Genomic DNA, 18,854 nt, shown 5'->3' on the forward strand with positions numbered 1-18,854 from the left:
ATTCCTGCACTTTGATGGTAGCTGTGCGTAAGGCGCCGATACCGACAATCACACCCTGCCGGGAATTCAACAGTCGATCATGCTGGGGGAGCTGGCGGTGAACCGTGTGCTGGATAACCTCGATCCATCCTGGGCAACCATCGTCGTGATGTCCTGAACCTGTAGGAGCCGGCTTGCTGGCGATGGCGGTGGATCAATGAATATTGATGTCGCCTGACACTCCGCTATCGCCAGCAAGCCGGCTCCTACAAGGATTGCGTCGTTACGACCAGCGCTTAAAAATCAGCGAAGTATTAACCCCGCCAAATGCAAAATTATTGTTCATCACATACTGATTGCTCATCTGCCGAAACTCGCCGCGCAGGTAATCAAGCTTGCCGCAATGCGGATCAACTTCATCAAGATTGAAGGTGTGCGCGTACAAATCGCTGTTCATCATTTCGATGCTGAACCAGGACTCCAAAGCACCGCAGGCGCCGAGTGTGTGGCCGAGGAAACTCTTCTGCGAACTGATCGGCATGTGCTCACCGAACAGCGAACTGGTGGCCAGCGTTTCAGCGATGTCGCCCTGTTCGGTCGCGGTGCCGTGACCGTTGACGTAGCCAATGTCCGACGGCTGCAACCCGGCGTCTTCGAGGGCCAGTTCCATGGCCCGGCGCATGGTGGCCTGCTCTGGGCGGGTGGTGTGCTGGCCGTCGGCGTTGCTGCCGAAACCGACCAGTTCAGCATGGATGTGCGCGCCGCGAGCCAGTGCATGTTCCAGTTCTTCAAGCACCAGCATGCCGCCGCCTTCACCGATCACCAGGCCATCGCGACCGCTGTCGTAGGGGCGTGGCGACGTCTGCGGCGCGTCGTTTTTCAGGCTGGTGGCGTAGAGCGCGTCGAAGACCATGGCTTCGGTGGGGCACAGCTCTTCGGCGCCACCAGCGAGCATCAAGGGCAGGCGGCCGAACTTGATCGATTCGTAGGCGTAACCGATGCCCTGACTGCCGCTGGTGCAGGCGCTTGAGGTGGGGATCAGCCGGCCGGTGAGGCCGAAGAAGATGCTGATGTTCGCCGCCGTGGTGTGCGGCATCATGCGCACGTAGGAGTTGGCGTTCAGGCCTTCGGCCACAGAGTTGAGCAGCATGTTGCCGAACGCCTTGATCTCGTCGGTGCTGCCCGTGGAGGAGCCGCACGCGACGCCCATGCGTCCGTCCTTGATCGATTCGTCACCCAGCAAACCCGCATCGGCCAGCGCCTGTTCTGCCGCGCCGACGGCCAGGCGCGAAACCCGGCCCATGCTGCGCAGTTGCTTGCGGGTCCAGTGGTTCGGCACCTTGAAGTCATCGATGGGCCCGGCCAGGCGCGTGTTGAGTTCGGTAAAACGATCCCACTCGTCCATCCGGCGGATGCCGCTGCGGTTGGCCGCAAAGTTGGCGGCGATGGTTTTCCAATCGCTGCCCAATGAGGTGATGCCGGCCATGCCGGTGACGACGACGCGCTTCATCAGCACAGGCCTCCGTTGACGGCCAGCACTTGCCGGGTGATGTACGACGCTTCCGCCGACATCAGGAAGTTCACCGCGCCGGCCACCTCTTCCGGGGTGCCCATGCGTTGTGCGGGAATCATTTTCATCAGTTCTTCCACGGGTACGTTTTCGTCGAGCATGGCTGTGTCGATCAAGCCGGGTGCGACACAGTTGACGGTGATTTTGCGCTTGCCCAGCTCGATCGCCAACGCCTTCGCCGCGCCGATCAAACCGGCCTTGGAGGCGCTGTAATTGACCTGCCCGCGATTGCCGATCAACCCCGAAACCGACGTGATACAGACGATTCGCCCGGCGGCGCGACGCCGGATCATCGGCATCATCACCGGGTGCAGCACGTTGTAGAAACCGTCGAGGTTGGTGCGCATCACCACATCCCAATCATCCTCGCTCAGCGCTGGAAAAGCACCGTCGCGTGTCAGGCCGGCATTCAGCACCACGCCGTAATAGGCGCCGTGGCTTTCCACGTCGGCTTCGAGAACCGCTTTGCAACGGGCGCGGTCGGACACATCGAATTGCAGGATGCGCGCGTTGCGGCCCAAGGCTTCGACTTCGATTTTCACGGCCTCAGCGTCCGCCAGCCCGCTGCGGCAATGCAGCACGATGTCGTGCCCGGCCTGAGCCAGACGCAGTGCAATAGCGCGGCCGATGCCACGGCTGGAACCGGTGACCAGTACGGATTCAGTCATGACTGGATTCCTGAGGGTTCGTTAAGGTATTGAGCGGCCTGAGGCGGGCGAAACACGTTCAGACGAGCGGTGGCGTGAATGCCGGGGGCGTTGATGTGGCATTCGAACACGCCCATGCCGTTGTCGTCTTCCAGCGAACGCATCCCGTGGATGGTCAGCTCGGTGCCGGCGGGAAAATGTTCGACGTTGCATTCAAATTTACGGGTGCCGAGCAGGAAACCCAACGCCACTGCATCGCCTCGCTGGCGCGCATGGCAACCGGCGTAGGCGGCCACGCTCTGCGCCATCAATTCGATGCCGACCCACGCCGGCAGGCTGCCGTCAGGACGACTGAACAGACCATCGGGCTTGACGGTAAGGCGGGTGTGGATCTGCTCGTCATCGAACGCCAGGATCTGATCGATGAGGATCATGTCGCCAGCGTGCGGCAGCAGTTCGGCGAGCGGCCAGTCAATCATGGGGCATCTCCGATAATCAGGCTGACGTTATTGCCCCCGAAGGCAAAGGAATTGCTCATCAGGTAGCGAGGTGCAATGGACGCCAGGCGATTGGCCGGGGTCACCCAATTCAGGGCCGGCAGTTCGGGGTCGGGTTGGCCGTCCCAGACGTGTGGAGGCAGCGCGTGGTTTGGATTGTCAGCGCTCAGGCTCAACCAGCAGAACGCCGCTTCCAGTGCGCCGGCTGCACCGAGGGTGTGGCCGGTCATCGGTTTGGTCGACGAACAGGGTACACCGGCCGGGAACAATGCCGACACCGCCAGGCTTTCCATGGCGTCGTTGTGTTGAGTGGCGGTGCCGTGCAGGTTCAGGTAACCGATCTGTTCAGGTTGCAGGTTCGCCCGACTCAAGGCTTTGCGCATCGCCTGCAGGGCGCCGCGGCCGGTCGGTTCCGGTGCGGAAATGTGGTGCGCATCAGAACTGGCGCCACTGCCCAACAGGGCAATCGACTGTTTGTCGCCAGCAATTTTAGTCATCAGGAACAGCGCCGCGGCTTCGCCGATGTTGATGCCATGGCGGTTCACCGAAAACGGGTTGCAGCGTTGTTCGGACACCGCTTCCAGCGCCGAGAACCCATTGAGGGTCAGTTTGCACAAAGTGTCGACGCCGCCGCACAGCACCGCGTCGCACAGGCCCAGGTCCAGCAGGCGCTGGGCACTCATCAACGCTCGGGCGCTGGAGGTGCAGGCGGTGGAAATCACATAGGCCGGGCCGCTCAGTTGCAGCCAGTCGGCGAGAAAATTCGCCGGTGCACCGAGTTCCTGTTGCTGATAGTCGTATTCGACGGGGAACTGATGTTCGCGGATGTAATGAGCCAGCCCGCGACTGGCTTCATCGATGCCGGAGGTGCTGGTGCCGAGGATCACGCCGATGCGGTCGCGGCCGTAAGTCTGGATCGCTTGATCGATGTCGTCGCGAATTTGCAGCGCCGCTTCCAGCAGCAATTGGTTGTTACGGCTGCTTTGATTCGCCAGTTCTGCCGGAATCGGCGCCAGTTCGCCGCGCACCGCGGCCACCGGCAATGAGCGCTCCGGCACCCAGCCGGCCTCGCTGCGCATGCCGGAGCAATCGCCGGCGAACAGGTTGCGTGCAACTTCCTGCTTGCTGCGGCCCAGGGCGCAGATCACCCCGAGGGCGTTCAGGTAGGCGGTCATGGTGTCTCACCGGACAGGGGCGTGACTTGGTACGTCGGACCTTTGGGCAGGTTCAATTCAAAGCTCATCGGTTGTGAATAACGGACTTCCCAGTGCTCCGGCAGGGATCGTTGTGCGCCATGTTGCCAGGCAGTGGGGTAGTTGCCGTGCAACTCATCCTTGGGTGTCAGCGCAAACAGCAATGCTGCAAACAACTCTCGGGCTTCCGGGTTGGGCGGCAACAGGCCGTCCGCTTGCCATTGACCGTCGATCAATTTTTGACGTGCCTGTGGAATGCCCAGCAAGTCCATCATCGACCAGCGAATGCCCGGGCCTTCACGCGCAATCACCAGTACCCAGTCCTGACGCTGGCCGTCCGCCAGACGCTGGATGTGCAATTGCTGCGGCAACGGCAGGCTCGGGGTTTGCGCGGGCAGCGGTGCCTTGCTGGCGCAGGCGGATAGCAGCAGGACCGCGCCGATAAGCAGAAATCGCATTAACACCGCCGCCCCTGTGGGAGCGGGCTTGCTCGCGAAGGCGGCGTTACATTCAACATTTATGTTGGCTGACCCACCGCTTTCGCGAGCAAGCCCGCTCCCACAAGGTATGTACTTCGAGCGACTGACAGTGAACATCACACAGCACCTTCAAGCGGTTTGCGCGCCACCACATTGACCAGGGTTTCTTCCCGTTGGCCAATCGGTTTTGGCTGGCGCAGGCCAAAGCGTTCAAGCAGGCCGAAATCCTTGGCGCGACTCCACCACAAATAGGGATAAGACACGTTTTGCGGCCCGAATTCGAAACCCTGGCGACGAATCAGGTCGAGGTACCCGGCGGCGCTCTTTTGCACGTGCATCGGATGGCGGAACAACCAGCGAATCACCCATGTATCAATGTAAGCCTCGGTGGACTCGGCGAACAGCAGATAACCACCGGGCTTGAGCACGCGGTAGAACTCCGTCAGGGCCTTTTCCTGTTCCACCAGATGGTGGAAGGTCTGGTGGCAGAACAGCAGGTCGACGCTGGCATCCGGCATGGCAAGCGTGGCGCAGTCGCTGCCGATCAACTCCACGTCCATGCCCTGACGAGCGGCTTCTTCACCGCTCAAGTCGAGGCTGTGCGGGTCGGCGTCCACACCGATCAGGCGCTGTGGCGCAAAAGCCTGGCGCAGGTACTGGAACGACTTGCCCTGACCGCATCCGGCATCCAGCAACACCGGGTTGCCTGGCAACGGTTCGCTGAACAGGCTGCGCAGGTCATTGATCGCGACGCGCAGTACATGGTGCTGCCAAGTGTGGCTGCGCAGGAACCAGAAACCGAACCGGGTCTCTTCGACGTAGTTTTCGCTCAAGTAGCTCAAGAGGCATCACTCGCGCAAATTTCCGAAAGCATGCGCAACCGACGCTTGGCTTCGCTGACGAACGGATTACGCTCGTCCCACGCATAACCGGCCAGGATCGAGCTGATCATGCGGCGAATGTCCTCCGAGCCGCCCTCGTGATAAATCACGTCCTGGAACGTCCCGGCGTACCAGCCTTCGACATAGCAACGGAAGGTGTCGACGCCGCGTTTGAGCGGGTCGGCGAACTCGGTCTGCCAGTCGACGCTTTCCCCTTGCAATTGACGGTGCAGAACCCCGGCGGCCATGCTCGCCGAGCGCATGGCGATGGTCACGCCGGAGGAGAACACCGGGTCGAGGAACTCCGCCGCGTTGCCCAGCAGTGCAAAACCAGGACCGTGCAGGGTTTTGACGTTGGCCGAATACCCGCCGATGGTGCGCGCCGGCGTATCCCACACCGCGTTGCTCAGCACGCCGGCCAGGCCCGGGGTTTCAGCGATGAACCCGCGCAGGCATTCGTCCAGGTTGTCCATGCGGCCTTCATAGTGCTCGGCTGCCGCGACAACACCCACCGAGCAACGGCCGTTGCTGAACGGAATGGTCCAGAACCAGATATCGCGCTGGGTCGGGTGGGTGGTGATGAGGATCTTTTCCCGTTCGAATGTCGGGTTGTCGATATGGTCTTCGATGTGAGTGAACACGGCTTGGCGCACTGGAAAATTCGACGGTGCTTCAAGGTCGAGCAAGCGCGGCAGAACTCGACCGTAACCGCTGGCGTCGAGCATGAAGTCGGCTTCGATAGCGTATTCGCTGCCGTCTTCACGACGTACGCCGAGCTGCGGTTTCGCCCGTTCGACATCGACGCTGACGATGGCTTCGCCATAGCGGATTTCGACGCCCTGCAGCGCGGCCTGATCGGCCAGCAGTTTGTCGAAGTCGGCGCGCTGGACCTGGAAGGTAGTCGGTTTGCCCTGGCTGAACGTTTCGCCAAAATCGAAAGCGCTATAGCGTTCGCCCCAGGCAAACGCTGCACCGTTTTTCAACTGGAAACCGGCGGCGTTGACGGCATCGAGCATGCCCGCTTCCTCGACGAAATCCAGGCAGTGCGACAGCAGGCTTTCGCCGATGGAGAACCTTGGGAAATGCTGGCGCTCGATCACCAGAACGTCATGCCCTTTGCGCTTGAGCAGTGCGGCGGCAATGGCGCCCGATGGGCCAGCGCCGATGATCACTACCTGACGACGTTCCATTTCAACGGTTGGCATGGGGGCTCCTTGCCGAGACGGCAGCTTTCAAGGGGATTCGATGCATGCCGACCAATGCCGGCAGCAGTGTTGCGATCAGGCCCATCAACATCAGCGCAAAGTACAGCGGCGGGCTGATGAGCTGTTGTTGCAGCAGCAGGTTGAGAAAGACGATCTCGCTCAAGCCGCGAATGTTCAGCAGCACACTTTCGCGCCAGCGACTGGCACCGGCAAACGAGGCGCCGGCCCAGCCGAGTCCCAGCCAGTTGCCCAGCAGTTTGCTGGCAATCGGCAACAGCAACAGCGCGGCCAGTTGCGCCCAGCTCAGGCTGTCCATGGCGCTGTGGACATTGATCTGCACGATGCCGAACGTGAGGATCAGCGGGATCGCGATCCAGGTCTGCAAGCGATTCATCCAGATCGCCTGCACCGGCAACACCAGCGGCACCTTCAGCGCGGCCATGCACAGCAAATAGCCGATGCCGACAATCAGCGCATTGAGTCTGTAGTGCTCGGCCACCACCAGCAGCGCAAAGAAACACCCGCTGTAGAGCCGTGGCTGGCGCAGGCCGGTCACCCACAGCAGCAAGGGCACGCAGGCGCAGGCCAAGGGCAGCAGCAGACTGCTCAGGTGCAGGCTCCCCTGAGCGATGGCGAACAGCGTCCAGCACGTGAGGTCGATCAGGATCGCCGTCTGCACCAGTCGCCGGGTGGCAGTGGTCGGGTAACCGATATGCCGCAAGTACAGGTACAACACCGGGATCGCGGTGATGGCGAACAATAGACCCACTGCCAACGAGCTGATCCATGGCTGCGGGGGCAGCCACCAGATCGCCGTGGCGAGGCCGCAGGCAAACGGCACGCAGAAACTCGGCAGGGCGATTTTCAGGCTCTGGCGATCGAGTCGCAGATCGATCACGTCGCTGAGGATATAGCCCAGCAACAGCGCGAAACTCAGGCTGTAGAGGTTTTTCAGCCAGATCGGTGCGACCAGCGTCGCGCCGCTCAATTGCCAGTGGGGTTCGATCCAGAAATACATCAGCAACGGCAAGCCGACGGTGGCCAGCAACAACTGGCTGACGATCGGGATCAGGCCGAAATGACGACCGACCCGCGTGGCCATGGCGAACAGCGCCAGGGCCATCGCCCAGAACAGCACGACCATCACGCTGCCGACTCCGCGACGCTGGTCGCATGCACTTGTCGCCCTGCCCACGGCGCGAGCAGAAAGCTGAACGCCAGGCCCAGGCTCACCGACAGTCCGAAGTTACTCACTGCCGGCGTGCTGGACACCGCCAGTAAACCGAACGACAGCCAGGTGGTCAGCGCCGCCAGCAAGGTGCCCAGCAGGCTCACGGCGGCGCCGCCGACCTGTTCGCGCATGAGGATCGCGTAATCGACGCTGATCGCCGTCACCAGCAGCAGGCCGAACAGGCTGAACAACGTCAGCGGCTGTCCGAGCCAGCCAAGACTGGCAAGGCTGCACAGCGCCGCCAGCAGCGGCAGCGAAACGATGCGCAACGCGCCGCCGAGGCCGAACGGCAGAATCAGCACCAGCACGATCAGCACGCAAGAGGCGAGTTTCAGTTCAGCGGCGCTGATCTGCGTCTGGGCAAACACGTTGTTCAATTCGCCCAGGCGATCCACCAGTTCCACGCCTGGCAAATCCCGCGCCTGGACCCGCAGCAGTGCAGGGTTGTTCAGCCCTTGCAGGCTGACCATCGTCGCCACGCCATCCTCGGTCGGGCCCAGCCACAGTGTGCGCCAGGGTTCGGCCAACGGACCGGCCAGCGCGCTGTCGATGTCTTCAACCGGCAATGCCTGCAACGTCGCCAGCTCGGTTTTCAGCGCTTCAAGTGGTACGCCGACATCGAGCAGCGGTTGCCAGAACTGCGGCAACTTGTTCAGCGCTTCGCGCACTTTGTGTTGTTCGTGGGGCTGGCTGACCAGTTGATTGAGCGACAGATAGCCCTGGAGTTTGTCCAGATTGACCAACTGATCCAGGCGCTCGCTCAATGCGGTTTGGCGTTCGAGCAATGCTTGCTGATTGGCGGCCCGCACCAGGAAGAACTGGCTGGTGGGTTGGTAACCGGTGATGCGCGCAATGGTCTGGGCTTCGTCCGTCAATTGCTGCGGCGCGCCGACCCATTGGCGAATGTCGTTTTTGCTGTCGAGCTGCAACAGTCCACCGACGCAGAAGGCAATCAGCAAGGCCAGCAGCACTGGCGTTCGCGCAATTCTGAGCAGCGCTTCACGACGATCCAGCAAATACTCGGACACCCGCAGCGGCCATTGCGCCGGGCGTAAATCCGCCCCTTTGAGCAGCGCGGGCAGCAGGCACACGGCCGACAGGTAGGCGCCGAGCAGGCCGGCGGCGGAGAACACGGCGATCTGGGTCAGGGCCGGGAACGGCGTCCAGGCCAGCGCCAGGTAACCGATGCAACTGGTGATCAGGCTCAGCGTCAGGCCCGGCAACGTCAGGCGCAACGCCGGCCAGCTGTGCCAGGGTTTCAGACTCCAGCTCTTGGACAAATAGTGCAGGGGGTAATCGACCGCGACGCCGATCAGGCTGGAGCCGAGCACCAGCGTCATCACGTGCATATGGCCGAACAGCGCCACACACGCCACCGCGCCGAACAGCATGCCCACCAGCACCGGGACGAACGCCAGCAGCACCCGCCAGCGGCGGAAGGCCAGTAACAACAGCAACAGAATGCCGACGGTGGCGCCGCCACCGACCCAGGTCATTTCCCGGGTGGCTTGTTGCTGACCGGCCGCTGCATAGAGCAAACCACTGGCGGCCAGCAGTTGCACGTCACTCTGAGCCGCTTCTTCGCGGCTGTGCTTGAGCAGATCAGCCACTTGCAGCGGCAGGTTCATGTCAAAGGCATTGCCGGTGGTGCGTGCCCGCAACAACACCCAGCTCTTGCCGTCGGCATCGGCAACCAGCGCACCGCTGCCGATGTCCAGTTGCACCGAACCGTGTTGCGGCTGGCTGTTCTGGATGCGCCCGGTCAGGCCCAGCCAGTCATCCTGGCTCGGCACCAGGCTGAAACCGGTGAACGGGTCGAACAGTGCCTGCACCCGTTGCTGGATAAAGGCGTCGGGATGCTCGATCAGTTGCTGTCGATCCGTTGCCGACAGCATCGCCAACCGGCCTTGCAGCAATTGCGTACGCAGCGCCGGCAAGTCGGCTTGCAGAGTCCATTGGACCTTTTCGAACAAACCGCTGGCCTGCCACTGCTCGCCCAGTTTCTGCGCCATGGCGACGGCTTGTTGACGATCCTTGTGACCGACCAACACCAGCATTTCGCGGTTCAGCGGTTCTTGCATGCGTTGTTCGGCGCGCAGTTCCAGCGCGTCCGGTGCCGTGCCCGGCACCAGTTCCATCAGGTTGGCCGACAGCGGTGCGCCGTCACGCCATTGCCAACCGGCGAGCGCGAGCACTGCCAGCAGCAGGATCAGAAACAGGCGTGGAAGCGTGCGTTCACTCGGCAAAGTCATGTTGCTCCGCATCGCTCAACGGTTGGCCGCTGGTGCTGTCCTGCATGCGCAACAGGGTGCTGTCGCCCTGGGTTTCCAGCAGTTCGATGCTGTGCACCAATTCGCCGCCGGTGATATTGATCTGATTGAACACCTGCTTGAGTAGCAGCGAACGCGGGGTCAGTGTCAGTTTCCAGTTCTGCGCCTCGCCGCTCAGCGACAGTTCGAAGTCCCGTTGCAGCCCGCTGCTGTCACCTTGCAGCACGGCGAGGAACAAGCGGTTCTGTTCGGCGCCGGCACTCTTGCCGGGCAGCGTCTGCCAGCCATTGGCATCACGCCGGGCAATGCCTTTGGCGGTGATGCGGTAATCCTGTTGCAGCGGCGTTTTCAGCAGCCAGAGCAGGCCGTGGTTTTTCGCAAGAACGAAGGCGCCCTTGCTGGTCAACGGCTGGGGCAGGGCGCGCAGGTGTTTTTCCTGGATGAAATTGCCGTGAATCACATCGGGTTTGGCCAGTTGATCGCTGAGCTGTTGCAGATCGAAGGCGTTGGCGAGGCCCGGAATACTTAGCAGCACACACAACACTGCAGGAGCGAGCTTGCTCGCGAAAAGCCTGAGAGCGCCGCGGGGTGTCAGGTGCCCAGCGTTATCGTTAACGACCATCGCTGCGGTGCGGCGATCCGACAAGCCCGCTCCCACAGGGGAGCGGCGGAGGCAGAAAATCATGGCAGGGCTCTCTCGACGGCGTCGGTGAAAATCTTGGGTGAGGCCAGCTGCATTTCGCGACTGCTCATGTCGACGGCCACCTGCACGGAACTGGCGCGGGTCAAGCGTTCACCGGTTTCCAGGTCGCTGATCAGGTAGTTGATCTTCAACCGGTGTTCCCACTCCACCAGGTTCGCCCGCACATTCAATTTCTGGCCGAACACTGCACCGCGCACGTAGCGCAATTGCAGGTCGATCACCGGCCAGGCGTAACCCGACGCAACCATGGCGTCGTAGTTGTGGCCGATCCTGTCCAGCAGCGCACAACGAGCGATTTCCAGGTATTTGACGTAATGGCCGTGCCAGACGACGTTCATGGTGTCGACGTCAAAGAACGGCACGAGGATTTCCGTATCGGTGTGAAGCACTCCCTTGCTACGCATGCAGCCTCCAGTGTTGTTCGGCAATCCGTTTCAGGCACAGGCGCAATTCGCCTTCCAGTGCGCGGTCTTCGATGACCGGCGGGAAGTCCTTGGCCAGCTCTGCGTGCATGGCGGCGAGGGCAGGTGGCAACGGACGTGCATCTTCAGCTTTGCTGCGCAGCCACACACCTTGATTGGCGGCCAGCAGGGTAGCGGCGGCGACCTGCTCGGTCAGCTCCAGCACGCGGATCGCATCGCGGGCGGCGATGGTGCCCATGCTCACCTTGTCCTGGTTGTGGCATTCGGTGGAGCGCGAGAACACGCTGGCCGGCATGGTGTTTTTCAGGGCTTCGGCGGTCCAGGCGCTGGTGCCGATCTGCACGGCTTTGAAGCCGTGGTTGAGCATCGCGCGATCCGCCGTGGCGCCGGACAGATTGCTCGGCAAACCATGGTTGTAGCGCTCGTCCACCAGCAACGCGAGTTGACGGTCGAGCAGGTCGGCCACGTTGGCCACCAGGTTTTTCAGGCTGTCCATGGCGAACGCGATGTGGCCGCCGTAGAAATGCCCGCCGTGCAGTACACGCTCGGCTTCGGCGTCGATGATCGGGTTGTCGTTGGCGCTGTTGAGCTCGATCTCGATGAACGAGCGCAGCCAGTTCAGGCTGTCGGCCAGGACGCCGAGCACGTGGGGCGCGCAGCGCAGGGAATAACGGTCTTGCAGGCGATGCAGCGGCGCGGTCGGTGCGTCGATCGCCAGGTCCTTGCGCAGCCACGCGGCGACTTGCATCTGCCCCGGATGCGGCTTGGCGGCGAACAGGCGTTCGTCGAAGTGCTCCGGATTGCCTTGCAGCGCGACCACGTTCAGCGCAGTGATGCGGGTGGCCAGTTGCAGCAGGTAATCGGCGCGGGCGTAGGCCAGGCAGGCGAGACCGGTCATCACGGCGGTGCCGTTCATCAGTGCCAGTGCTTCTTTAGGACGCAGTACCAGCGGCTCCCAACCGAGTTCGCGGTGCACGTCCGCGGCCTGGCGGCGTTCGCCGCGGAACATCACTTCGCGTTCGCCGGACAAGGTCGCGGCCACATACGAAAGCGGGGTCAGATCACCACTGGCGCCCACCGAACCCTCTTCCGGGATCAGCGGCAGGATGTCGTGTTCGAGGAATGCTTGCAGGCGTTCCAGCAGTTCCACGCGCACCCCGGACACGCCGTGGCACAGCGACTGCAAACGCGCCGCGAGCACCGCGCGGGTGGCCTGGGCGTCGAGCAGTTTGCCCAGCCCGCAACCGTGAAACGTGTACAGATGACGGGGCAGCGCCTCGACGTGATGCAACGGCACAGCGACCACGCAGGAATCGCCGTAACCGGTGGTCACGCCATAGATCACGCCTTCCTTGTCCAGCAGGGAGTCGAGGAATCGCGCGCCTTTGGCGATGCGTTCGCGGTACGCAGGATCATCCTGCAACTGCGTCGGCACCTGACGGTTGGCCAGGGCCAGCACGTCTTCGATGCGCAAAGGGAGTTCGCCGAAGGTTACCGGCTCAAGCGTTGGCGTCGTCATCGGTCTTCCAGAAAGGGTAAAAGTTGAACCATTGTTGAGGCGCTTCAAGGCAATAGTGACCCAGGCGTTCGGCGTAGCGGGTGGCCCACTGATGAATGACCTGTTCGCGGTCGCTGCGTTTCCAGGTGATCGCATCGGCGAACGGTTCGAGGGTCAGTCGATAATCGCCGTCGGGTTTCTTCAGGCACAGCAGCAGGTTGACCGGGCATTTCAACAGCCCCGCCAGCAGCCACGGCCCTTGCGGAAACTTTGCCGGATGGCCAAGGAAATCCACGGTCACGCTGCGCCCGCCATGCAACGGTACGCGATCACCGGCAATCGCCAGCCACTCGCCGCGCTCCAGGCGCTCGTGCAGTTGCAGCATGATCACCGGGTCCAGTTCGCTGACCTGAATCAGCCGCAGATTGGTCGCCCCGGCTTCGCCGAGCAAACGGTTGAACTGCTCGGCGTGCTTGGTGTGCACCAGCACGTTCATCGTGACCTTTTCGCCGATCTCCGCCAGCGCACGGCACACCTCGAGATTGCCCAGATGCGCGCCCACCAGCAGCTGCCCGCGGCTGCCGCGCAACTGATTGCGCAGTAATGCCGGGTCGATGATTTCGATCTGCTCGATGCTCAGCTTGCCGTTCCACACATCGAGTTTGTCGAGCATCGAATCGGCGAAGGCCATGAACTGGCCGAACACGCGCCAGTGAGTCGGGCGCAGTTCGTTGCGGCCGCTCCAGTCGGCGAGGCGTTGCTGGTACTGCCAGGCGCTGTGGCGGGCACTGCGACCGAACAGAAAAAAGTACAGGACAATGCCGTACAACAGCGGGCTCAACAGTCGGCGACCGAGAACCTTGGCGCCGAACGCGGTGAGCTTCATCAGCCAGAAACTGCCGCGCTCCTGGCGGTCGGCCCAGTGTTCTTTGTCTGCGTTGATGCTCATGCCCGCCACCTTCGCCAGAGGATCACCGGCGCTCGCAGCAACATGCCGAAGAACAGCCGGGTGTGCATGCTCGAAATCAGCACATTGTCGTGGAACATACGGAAGTGTGAGACGCCGTCCAGCGGGTAGTGCACCTTGGTCGGCAGCCACTGCATCGGCTGATTGCGCCAGGCCAGGCGCACCAGAATGTCCGAGTCGAAGTCCATGCGCTTGCCGATCTTCGCCGAGTCGATCAGCGCCAGGGTCGGCGGCAATGGATAAACGCGAAAGCCGCACATGGAGTCGCGAATCTGCAGCGACAGGGTGTTGATCCAGACCATCACGTGCGTCAGGTAACGGGCATACAGGCGACCTTTCGGTACGCTGGCGTCGTATTGCGGATAGCCGCAGATCACCGCGCGCGGATGGGCGCGTGATTGTTCGATGAAGGTCGCGATATCTTGCAGGTCATGCTGACCGTCGGCGTCTACCTGCAGGGCATGGCTGAAGCCCAGGCGCGAGGCTTCGCGCAGGCCGGTCATGACCGCGCCGCCCTTGCCCAGGTTCGCGGCGAGGCGGATCAGGTAAACCATCTCGCGCCGGGCCAGTTGATCGAGTACCGCCGCGCAGGATTGTTCACTGGCGTCATCCACCAGAATGCAGGGCAAGTTGCTTGCGATCACTGCGTCGACCACGGTAGTGATCGCGGTTTCGTGGTTGTAGACCGGGATGATTGCGCAGGGGTTATACATCTTGGGTTTCGCCTGTAAGACCGAGACGCCTGCATCGCGTGCAAGCCCGTTCCCACACCGTATTTGTGTACGACGCCGCCCACCTGTGGGAGCGGGCTTGCTCGCGATTGAGTGCGCAGCACTCACCAAACTTATGCATCACCCGAAGCCTCCAGCAAAATCCGCCCGCTGGAACAGGTGGCGGTCTCGTTGCGGTACGCGAAGTACAATTTGCTGCGCACCGGATCGAAGCGCAGGTGCAACTGGACTTCATCGCCCGGGCGCACCAGTTGCTGGAACTTCAGCACTTCCATGCCGGCGAATTTTTCCGGCAGGCTCATCAATTGCTGGCCAAGGTGCAACGCCCACTCCACCTGCACCACGCCGGGCAGAACCGGCGCCTGGGGGAAGTGGCCGCTGAAGTAAGCGAGGTCCGGTGGTATCGCCAGTTGCAGGCTCCACTCGCCATCGGTTTCGACCTGCTCCAGCACTTGCGGTGCTTTCGGGCGCGGCGCCAGCAGCAAGGCTTCCACGTCGGCCTGAGGCAGTTTGCCTTGAGTGTTGAACGGCAGTTGCCGCAGCAAACGCCAGCGTCGTGGCAGGGCGAGGGCTTCGCAATGCTGGCTGAGGTGCTGGCGCAGTTCCTGAGTGAGGGTGCGTCGCCCCTGATTGCGCAAGGCATGCAAACCCGATTCGCTCAGCACCAGCAACGCACCCAGCGAAGCGCGATTCTCCTGAACCACGCCGAGGCGTGCTTGCTCGACCCACTCGTGGGCCATCAGCGCCTGCTCCAGCATCGGCAGCGAGATTCGTTTTTCTTCCAGTTTGACGATCCGGTCCAGCCGCCCGAGCAGTTCGAAGCGGCCGTCGGCGGCGATTCGCGCCGCATCTGCAGTGTGTTCAATATGACCGGGCGGCAGATACGGCGACGCAATGAGCAGCGCGCCGTCGCTGTCCTGGCTCAATTCGATGCCGGCAAAGGCTTGCCAGAGATCGTTGCCCTGACGCCAGGCGATGCCACCGGTTTCCGAGCTGCCAAGGATTTCCGTCGGCCACTGTTGCAGCCGTTGTTGCAGGCTTAACGCCGCCTCGGCCGGCAACGCACCGCCGGAGGAAAACACCCGGCGAACCGCGCTCAGCGCCGGCCAGTCAAGGTTGTCGCCCATGCGCTTGAGCAGCGCGGGGCTGGCGACCCATGCAAAGGCCGGGTGTTCGCGGCTGGCGCGTTGCAAATCTTCCGGAAAGGCCAGTTGCTTGCGCACGAACGAGCGTCCGGCACACAGCGGCCACAACACCCGGAACAGCAGGCCGTAGATGTGCTGGGTGGCAACGCTGCCGATGAGGCACGCCTCGCCCAGATCGGCACCCCAGAGTTGCTCCAGCGCTTCGACTTCATTGGCCAGTTGGCGCAGGGTCTTGTCGATGCGCTTGGGCTCGCCGCTGGAGCCGGAGGTGCACAGGCTCAGTGAGCAGCGATCCAGGTCCAGGGCCGCGGCGGTCAGTGGCGCATGGCGATAGTCGCTCAGGTGCGCGTCGTCGGCCTGATCCGTCAGCCACAGATCGACTTCGCCGGACCAGCGCTGGCGCGTTTGCGGTTGCAGGTCGGCAGGCAGCAGCACGCTGACCCCGGCGCGCCAGGCGCCCAGCAGGGCAATCGCCAGCTCGGCGGCGTCCTCAAGGTGCACGGCGATGCGCCGCACACCCTGGGCTTGCAGGCCGGCGGCCAGGCTCAGGGCCTGTTCGCACAAGTGTGCGTGATTCAGCACCGGATCGGCCGTCACGGCGCGTTCCGGTTGAGCCTTGAGCAACAGGTGCTCAAGTTTTATCCAATTCATGGGTGGCCTCGTACCCGTTGTCGTATAAGCCATTCAATGGCAAACATCAGGCCGATCAATCCATAGGAAATCAGGCCGGTGTACAACATCCACCAACTCAGCGGCGCCCAGAGAGTCAGGGCGGCGGCGCACAAACCGTTGCAAAGAAAAAACACACACCAGGCAATGGTGACCTGGCGGGTATAGCGAATCGCCTTGGCCGGCAAGCGTGGTTCCCGCAGCCGGGCCAGGCGTTCGATCATCGGCGGGCCGTATTTCAGGCTCAACCCGAACAGCACCAGCATGAAGCCGCTGATCAGCACGGGGTACCAGCGCAGCATGGCGGGGCTGTCGAACAGGGCCAGCAACAGGCAAAACACGATGGCGACGATTGCCATCCACAGGCTTCCCGGCCGGCGCACGCCCGTCAGCGCCCGGGCCAGCCACAGGCTGCCCAGCAGCAGACCGAACTGCCACGGGGCAAAATGCTCCATGCCGAAATACACCGCGAAGGGGTACAGCAGGCCTGCCAGCAGCAGGCCAAGGCCGATCAGTCGGCTCATGCGGCGGGTTGAACCAGGCGGTAGACTGCCTCGACCACGTCGCTGACGGTACGCACTGTCTTGAATTCTTCAGCGGCGATTTTCTTGCCGGTCTGGCGCTTGATGTGGTCGATCAGATCAACCGCGTCAATGCTGTCGATTTCCAGGTCCTGATACAGGTTGGAGTCGAGGCTCACGCGCTCGGGGTCCAGCTCGAAGAGTTCGACCAAGGCATCGCGCAGGGTGTTGAAAATGTCATCACGAGTTTGCATGGTCCGGTCTCAAGCTGCCTGTTTTGCGGTGACGAACGCCGCAAGGCTCGCCACGTTGCTGAAGTGATTGCGGGTGTCCTTGGCATCGGCGTCGATTTTGATGCCGTATTTTTTCTGGATCGCCAGACCGAGCTCCAGGGCGTCGACGGAGTCCAGGCCCAGGCCTTCGCCGAACAGCGTCTGGTCGTCGCCGATGTCTTGCGCACTGATGTCTTCGAGGCCGAGGGCTTCGATGATCAGTTCTTTGATTTCACGGTGTAGTTCGCTCATCTTCGGCGAGCTCCTTAATAAAGTAGTGGTGCAAGTATTCATTGAGCTTGCGCGAGGCTTGAGGAGCGGGACCCTGTGCAGCGAAGGCCTGTGGGTCTATATCGGCCCCGACCCGGAAACTGAAGTGCACGCGACGTTTTGGGATCCGATACCAGGGCTCGGCCTTGGTCAATGTGGTCGGGCTGACCTTGATGATCACCGGGGTGAGGATTTTCGCACCGCGCAGTGCGATCGACGCCGCACCCCGATGAAAGGAGGGCGTTTCACCGGGCTGGGTGCGGGTGCCCTCCGGAAAAATGATCAGGGTCTGGCCGCTTTTCAGTGCGTCGGCCGCGGCATCGAGCATGTCCATGCTGCCGTCGTTGCTGATGTATTCGGTGCGGCGTAGCGGGCCGCGGGTAAAGGGGTTTTCCCAGAGGCTGCTTTTGACCACGCAGTTGGAATGGCGCACCAGGCCGATCAGGAACACCACATCGATCAGCGACGGGTGATTGGCGATGATCATCTGCCCGGGTCGGCCGAGCTTTTCCGCGCCATCAATGTCGTAGGTCAGCACGCCGGTGCGGGCCATGAATCGGACGAAAAACCAGAAACAGCGGCTGACGGTTTGCCGTGCCCGCAGGCGATGCGTCTGCGCATTGCCGGGGAGGCAGCTGAGCACCGGGAAAACCACCAGGCGCAGGCACAGCCCGCCCAGTCCGAAGAGGGTGAAGCTTGCGGCGGTGGCCAGCAAGCGCCAGTAATAGGCGTCGCGGTTTTTTTCGCTTACAGGTTGCGTTGCCAGGTCCATACACGATTTTTCCAGGCATGTTGGCAGGTGGTCTGCTGGCCGAGCAGGGTACGCAAGAGATTCAAGGCATGGGGCCAGTGAGCTTTGGACAACTCATCCGAAGTGCTGTTCAGGGACAGCTGCCAGTTGTTGCCGGGCGTGAGCAACAAACCCACCGCGTACGGGAAGGGCACGTCGTCGATCCAGGCCGAATAGGCTTCGGGCGGCTGCTCTTCGGTGACCACCAGCAGAACTGCCGGCGCCCCTTCGGCAAGCAGTGCCGCCGCCTCTAGCATGCCGTGTTCAAGGCCATCGCCGGCCGCAGCCAGGGCGGTCATTTCGCTGGTTTCGCCGCGCATGATCGACCACAGGCCGATGACTGCGTTATGCACAGACAGGCTGAACTGGGTCGGCGACAGTGGCTGATCGGCGGCCAGGTCGCTGAGGATATCGAAGGTGCGTGGGGTTTCGCCGTGGCGGGAAATAAAGACCAACGGTAGGTCAGGGCGACCATCGGCCAACGGCCAGCCAACACTGAACGCCATCCGCGCCAGACGGCTGAGCCGCCGCCGCTGCATGGCCGGCAGGAACGAGACGTCGGGGGCGGCATCGCAGCTTGGCAGCGCGACCGGTTGTCGGCTCCAGGCCTGCCAATCGTCCACGCTTTCGAGCCCAGGGGCCCACGCGCGCCATTGGGCGATGTTGAAGTTGATCACAGGCATTCATCCCGCCCCTGCGGGCTTTCTTGACGCGGCGAGTCGAAAAAAACAGCGGTTCACCTGATGTGATGCTGAGCGCCGAGTGGCGCGCATTATCCCGGTGCGGCGAGCGCGTAGCAAATGCTGGTTACATTTTGCCCAACGAAATGTACCGATTGGTTCGTGGGCGGGTGTCATTTGGCCATTATCCATGTCGAATCGCGACTGTCTGTCGGCTCCGGGAGCATCTTTATG

General features: G+C 62.3%; 20 protein-coding genes. All 20 read right to left on the bottom strand.

The window, feature by feature from the left end:
* Positions 1 to 262: 262 nt before the first annotated feature.
* The 20 genes from FBY04_RS01135 to FBY04_RS01230 all read right to left on the bottom strand — a co-directional run bounded on the left by FBY04_RS01135 (position 263) and on the right by FBY04_RS01230 (position 18,623).
* Positions 263 to 1,489 (bottom strand): beta-ketoacyl-ACP synthase, encoded by a 1,227-nt coding sequence (locus tag FBY04_RS01135; RefSeq protein WP_084323131.1) that lies wholly within the window; start codon positions 1,487 to 1,489, stop codon positions 263 to 265.
* Entirely contained in the window at positions 1,489 to 2,217 is a 729-nt protein-coding gene (gene fabG / locus FBY04_RS01140; protein ID WP_145314291.1) for a 3-oxoacyl-ACP reductase FabG, read from the bottom strand. The genes FBY04_RS01135 and fabG overlap by 1 nt, the downstream gene beginning before the upstream one ends.
* The gene (locus tag FBY04_RS01145; RefSeq protein ID WP_084323129.1) at positions 2,214 to 2,675 is read right to left on the bottom strand and encodes a hotdog family protein; all 462 of its coding nucleotides are present in this window, start codon (positions 2,673 to 2,675) and stop codon (positions 2,214 to 2,216) included. The genes fabG and FBY04_RS01145 overlap by 4 nt, the downstream gene beginning before the upstream one ends.
* On the bottom strand, positions 2,672 to 3,868 hold the full coding sequence (locus FBY04_RS01150) for a beta-ketoacyl-[acyl-carrier-protein] synthase family protein (protein WP_145314292.1): 1,197 nt from the start codon (positions 3,866 to 3,868) through the stop codon (positions 2,672 to 2,674). The genes FBY04_RS01145 and FBY04_RS01150 overlap by 4 nt, the downstream gene beginning before the upstream one ends.
* A complete protein-coding gene (locus FBY04_RS01155; RefSeq protein ID WP_145314293.1) occupies positions 3,865 to 4,482 on the bottom strand; it encodes a hypothetical protein in 618 nt (205 codons plus the stop codon). Before FBY04_RS01155 ends, FBY04_RS01150 begins: the two co-directional genes overlap by 4 nt.
* Complete coding sequence (locus FBY04_RS01160) at positions 4,482 to 5,207, bottom strand: class I SAM-dependent methyltransferase (protein ID WP_145314294.1); 726 nt, start codon at positions 5,205 to 5,207, stop codon at positions 4,482 to 4,484. Before FBY04_RS01160 ends, FBY04_RS01155 begins: the two co-directional genes overlap by 1 nt.
* On the bottom strand, positions 5,204 to 6,451 hold the full coding sequence (locus FBY04_RS01165) for an NAD(P)/FAD-dependent oxidoreductase (protein ID WP_090473869.1): 1,248 nt from the start codon (positions 6,449 to 6,451) through the stop codon (positions 5,204 to 5,206). Before FBY04_RS01165 ends, FBY04_RS01160 begins: the two co-directional genes overlap by 4 nt.
* On the bottom strand, positions 6,438 to 7,595 hold the full coding sequence (locus FBY04_RS01170; protein ID WP_084320997.1) for a sodium:proton antiporter: 1,158 nt from the start codon (positions 7,593 to 7,595) through the stop codon (positions 6,438 to 6,440). The genes FBY04_RS01165 and FBY04_RS01170 overlap by 14 nt, the downstream gene beginning before the upstream one ends.
* On the bottom strand, positions 7,595 to 9,934 hold the full coding sequence (locus FBY04_RS01175) for an MMPL family transporter (protein WP_145314295.1): 2,340 nt from the start codon (positions 9,932 to 9,934) through the stop codon (positions 7,595 to 7,597). Before FBY04_RS01175 ends, FBY04_RS01170 begins: the two co-directional genes overlap by 1 nt.
* Positions 9,918 to 10,637, bottom strand: coding sequence for an outer membrane lipoprotein carrier protein LolA (locus FBY04_RS01180; protein WP_084320995.1), 720 nt, complete (start codon positions 10,635 to 10,637; stop codon positions 9,918 to 9,920). Before FBY04_RS01180 ends, FBY04_RS01175 begins: the two co-directional genes overlap by 17 nt.
* A complete protein-coding gene (locus FBY04_RS01185; protein ID WP_084320994.1) occupies positions 10,634 to 11,059 on the bottom strand; it encodes a thioesterase family protein in 426 nt (141 codons plus the stop codon). The genes FBY04_RS01180 and FBY04_RS01185 overlap by 4 nt, the downstream gene beginning before the upstream one ends.
* Positions 11,052 to 12,596: a histidine ammonia-lyase gene (hutH, locus tag FBY04_RS01190; protein ID WP_084320993.1), complete on the bottom strand. Its 1,545-nt coding sequence runs from the start codon at positions 12,594 to 12,596 to the stop codon at positions 11,052 to 11,054. The genes FBY04_RS01185 and hutH overlap by 8 nt, the downstream gene beginning before the upstream one ends.
* Complete coding sequence (locus FBY04_RS01195) at positions 12,577 to 13,524, bottom strand: glycosyl transferase (protein WP_084320992.1); 948 nt, start codon at positions 13,522 to 13,524, stop codon at positions 12,577 to 12,579. The genes hutH and FBY04_RS01195 overlap by 20 nt, the downstream gene beginning before the upstream one ends.
* Entirely contained in the window at positions 13,521 to 14,255 is a 735-nt protein-coding gene (locus tag FBY04_RS01200) for a glycosyltransferase family 2 protein (protein WP_145314296.1), read from the bottom strand. The genes FBY04_RS01195 and FBY04_RS01200 overlap by 4 nt, the downstream gene beginning before the upstream one ends.
* Positions 14,256 to 14,386: 131 nt before the next feature.
* The gene (locus FBY04_RS01205; protein WP_145314297.1) at positions 14,387 to 16,069 is read right to left on the bottom strand and encodes an acyl-CoA synthetase family protein; all 1,683 of its coding nucleotides are present in this window, start codon (positions 16,067 to 16,069) and stop codon (positions 14,387 to 14,389) included.
* Complete coding sequence (locus tag FBY04_RS01210) at positions 16,066 to 16,611, bottom strand: hypothetical protein (RefSeq protein ID WP_084320989.1); 546 nt, start codon at positions 16,609 to 16,611, stop codon at positions 16,066 to 16,068. The genes FBY04_RS01205 and FBY04_RS01210 overlap by 4 nt, the downstream gene beginning before the upstream one ends.
* On the bottom strand, positions 16,608 to 16,862 hold the full coding sequence (locus FBY04_RS01215; RefSeq protein ID WP_084320988.1) for an acyl carrier protein: 255 nt from the start codon (positions 16,860 to 16,862) through the stop codon (positions 16,608 to 16,610). Before FBY04_RS01215 ends, FBY04_RS01210 begins: the two co-directional genes overlap by 4 nt.
* A 9-nt stretch (positions 16,863 to 16,871) precedes the next feature.
* Complete coding sequence (locus FBY04_RS01220) at positions 16,872 to 17,132, bottom strand: phosphopantetheine-binding protein (protein ID WP_145314298.1); 261 nt, start codon at positions 17,130 to 17,132, stop codon at positions 16,872 to 16,874.
* Complete coding sequence (locus FBY04_RS01225; RefSeq protein ID WP_084320986.1) at positions 17,113 to 17,922, bottom strand: 1-acyl-sn-glycerol-3-phosphate acyltransferase; 810 nt, start codon at positions 17,920 to 17,922, stop codon at positions 17,113 to 17,115. The genes FBY04_RS01220 and FBY04_RS01225 overlap by 20 nt, the downstream gene beginning before the upstream one ends.
* Positions 17,898 to 18,623 carry a beta-ketoacyl synthase chain length factor gene (locus FBY04_RS01230; RefSeq protein ID WP_084320985.1) on the bottom strand — a complete coding sequence of 242 codons (726 nt, stop codon included), beginning with the start codon at positions 18,621 to 18,623 and terminating at the stop codon, positions 17,898 to 17,900. The genes FBY04_RS01225 and FBY04_RS01230 overlap by 25 nt, the downstream gene beginning before the upstream one ends.
* Positions 18,624 to 18,854 lie beyond the last annotated feature (231 nt).

The sequence above is a fragment of the Pseudomonas sp. SJZ080 genome (assembly GCF_007828295.1).
Lineage (GTDB): Bacteria > Pseudomonadota > Gammaproteobacteria > Pseudomonadales > Pseudomonadaceae > Aquipseudomonas > Aquipseudomonas migulae_A.

Bases quoted from the DNA above. Each gene is read 5' to 3' on its own strand.
- FBY04_RS01135 (WP_084323131.1), bottom strand. From the start codon at position 1,489: ATGAAGCGCGTCGTCGTCACCGGCATGGCCGGCATCACCTCATTGGGC.
- fabG (WP_145314291.1), bottom strand. From the start codon at position 2,217: ATGACTGAATCCGTACTGGTCACCGGTTCCAGCCGTGGCATCGGCCGC.
- FBY04_RS01145 (WP_084323129.1), bottom strand. From the start codon at position 2,675: ATGATTGACTGGCCGCTCGCCGAACTGCTGCCGCACGCTGGCGACATG.
- FBY04_RS01150 (WP_145314292.1), bottom strand. From the start codon at position 3,868: ATGACCGCCTACCTGAACGCCCTCGGGGTGATCTGCGCCCTGGGCCGC.
- FBY04_RS01155 (WP_145314293.1), bottom strand. From the start codon at position 4,482: ATGTTCACTGTCAGTCGCTCGAAGTACATACCTTGTGGGAGCGGGCTT.
- FBY04_RS01165 (WP_090473869.1), bottom strand. From the start codon at position 6,451: ATGCCAACCGTTGAAATGGAACGTCGTCAGGTAGTGATCATCGGCGCT.
- FBY04_RS01170 (WP_084320997.1), bottom strand. From the start codon at position 7,595: ATGGTCGTGCTGTTCTGGGCGATGGCCCTGGCGCTGTTCGCCATGGCC.
- FBY04_RS01175 (WP_145314295.1), bottom strand. From the start codon at position 9,934: ATGACTTTGCCGAGTGAACGCACGCTTCCACGCCTGTTTCTGATCCTG.
- FBY04_RS01180 (WP_084320995.1), bottom strand. From the start codon at position 10,637: ATGATTTTCTGCCTCCGCCGCTCCCCTGTGGGAGCGGGCTTGTCGGAT.
- FBY04_RS01185 (WP_084320994.1), bottom strand. From the start codon at position 11,059: ATGCGTAGCAAGGGAGTGCTTCACACCGATACGGAAATCCTCGTGCCG.
- hutH (WP_084320993.1), bottom strand. From the start codon at position 12,596: ATGACGACGCCAACGCTTGAGCCGGTAACCTTCGGCGAACTCCCTTTG.
- FBY04_RS01195 (WP_084320992.1), bottom strand. From the start codon at position 13,524: ATGAGCATCAACGCAGACAAAGAACACTGGGCCGACCGCCAGGAGCGC.
- FBY04_RS01200 (WP_145314296.1), bottom strand. From the start codon at position 14,255: ATGTATAACCCCTGCGCAATCATCCCGGTCTACAACCACGAAACCGCG.
- FBY04_RS01205 (WP_145314297.1), bottom strand. From the start codon at position 16,069: ATGAATTGGATAAAACTTGAGCACCTGTTGCTCAAGGCTCAACCGGAA.
- FBY04_RS01210 (WP_084320989.1), bottom strand. From the start codon at position 16,611: ATGAGCCGACTGATCGGCCTTGGCCTGCTGCTGGCAGGCCTGCTGTAC.
- FBY04_RS01215 (WP_084320988.1), bottom strand. From the start codon at position 16,862: ATGCAAACTCGTGATGACATTTTCAACACCCTGCGCGATGCCTTGGTC.
- FBY04_RS01220 (WP_145314298.1), bottom strand. From the start codon at position 17,132: ATGAGCGAACTACACCGTGAAATCAAAGAACTGATCATCGAAGCCCTC.
- FBY04_RS01225 (WP_084320986.1), bottom strand. From the start codon at position 17,922: ATGGACCTGGCAACGCAACCTGTAAGCGAAAAAAACCGCGACGCCTAT.
- FBY04_RS01230 (WP_084320985.1), bottom strand. From the start codon at position 18,623: ATGCCTGTGATCAACTTCAACATCGCCCAATGGCGCGCGTGGGCCCCT.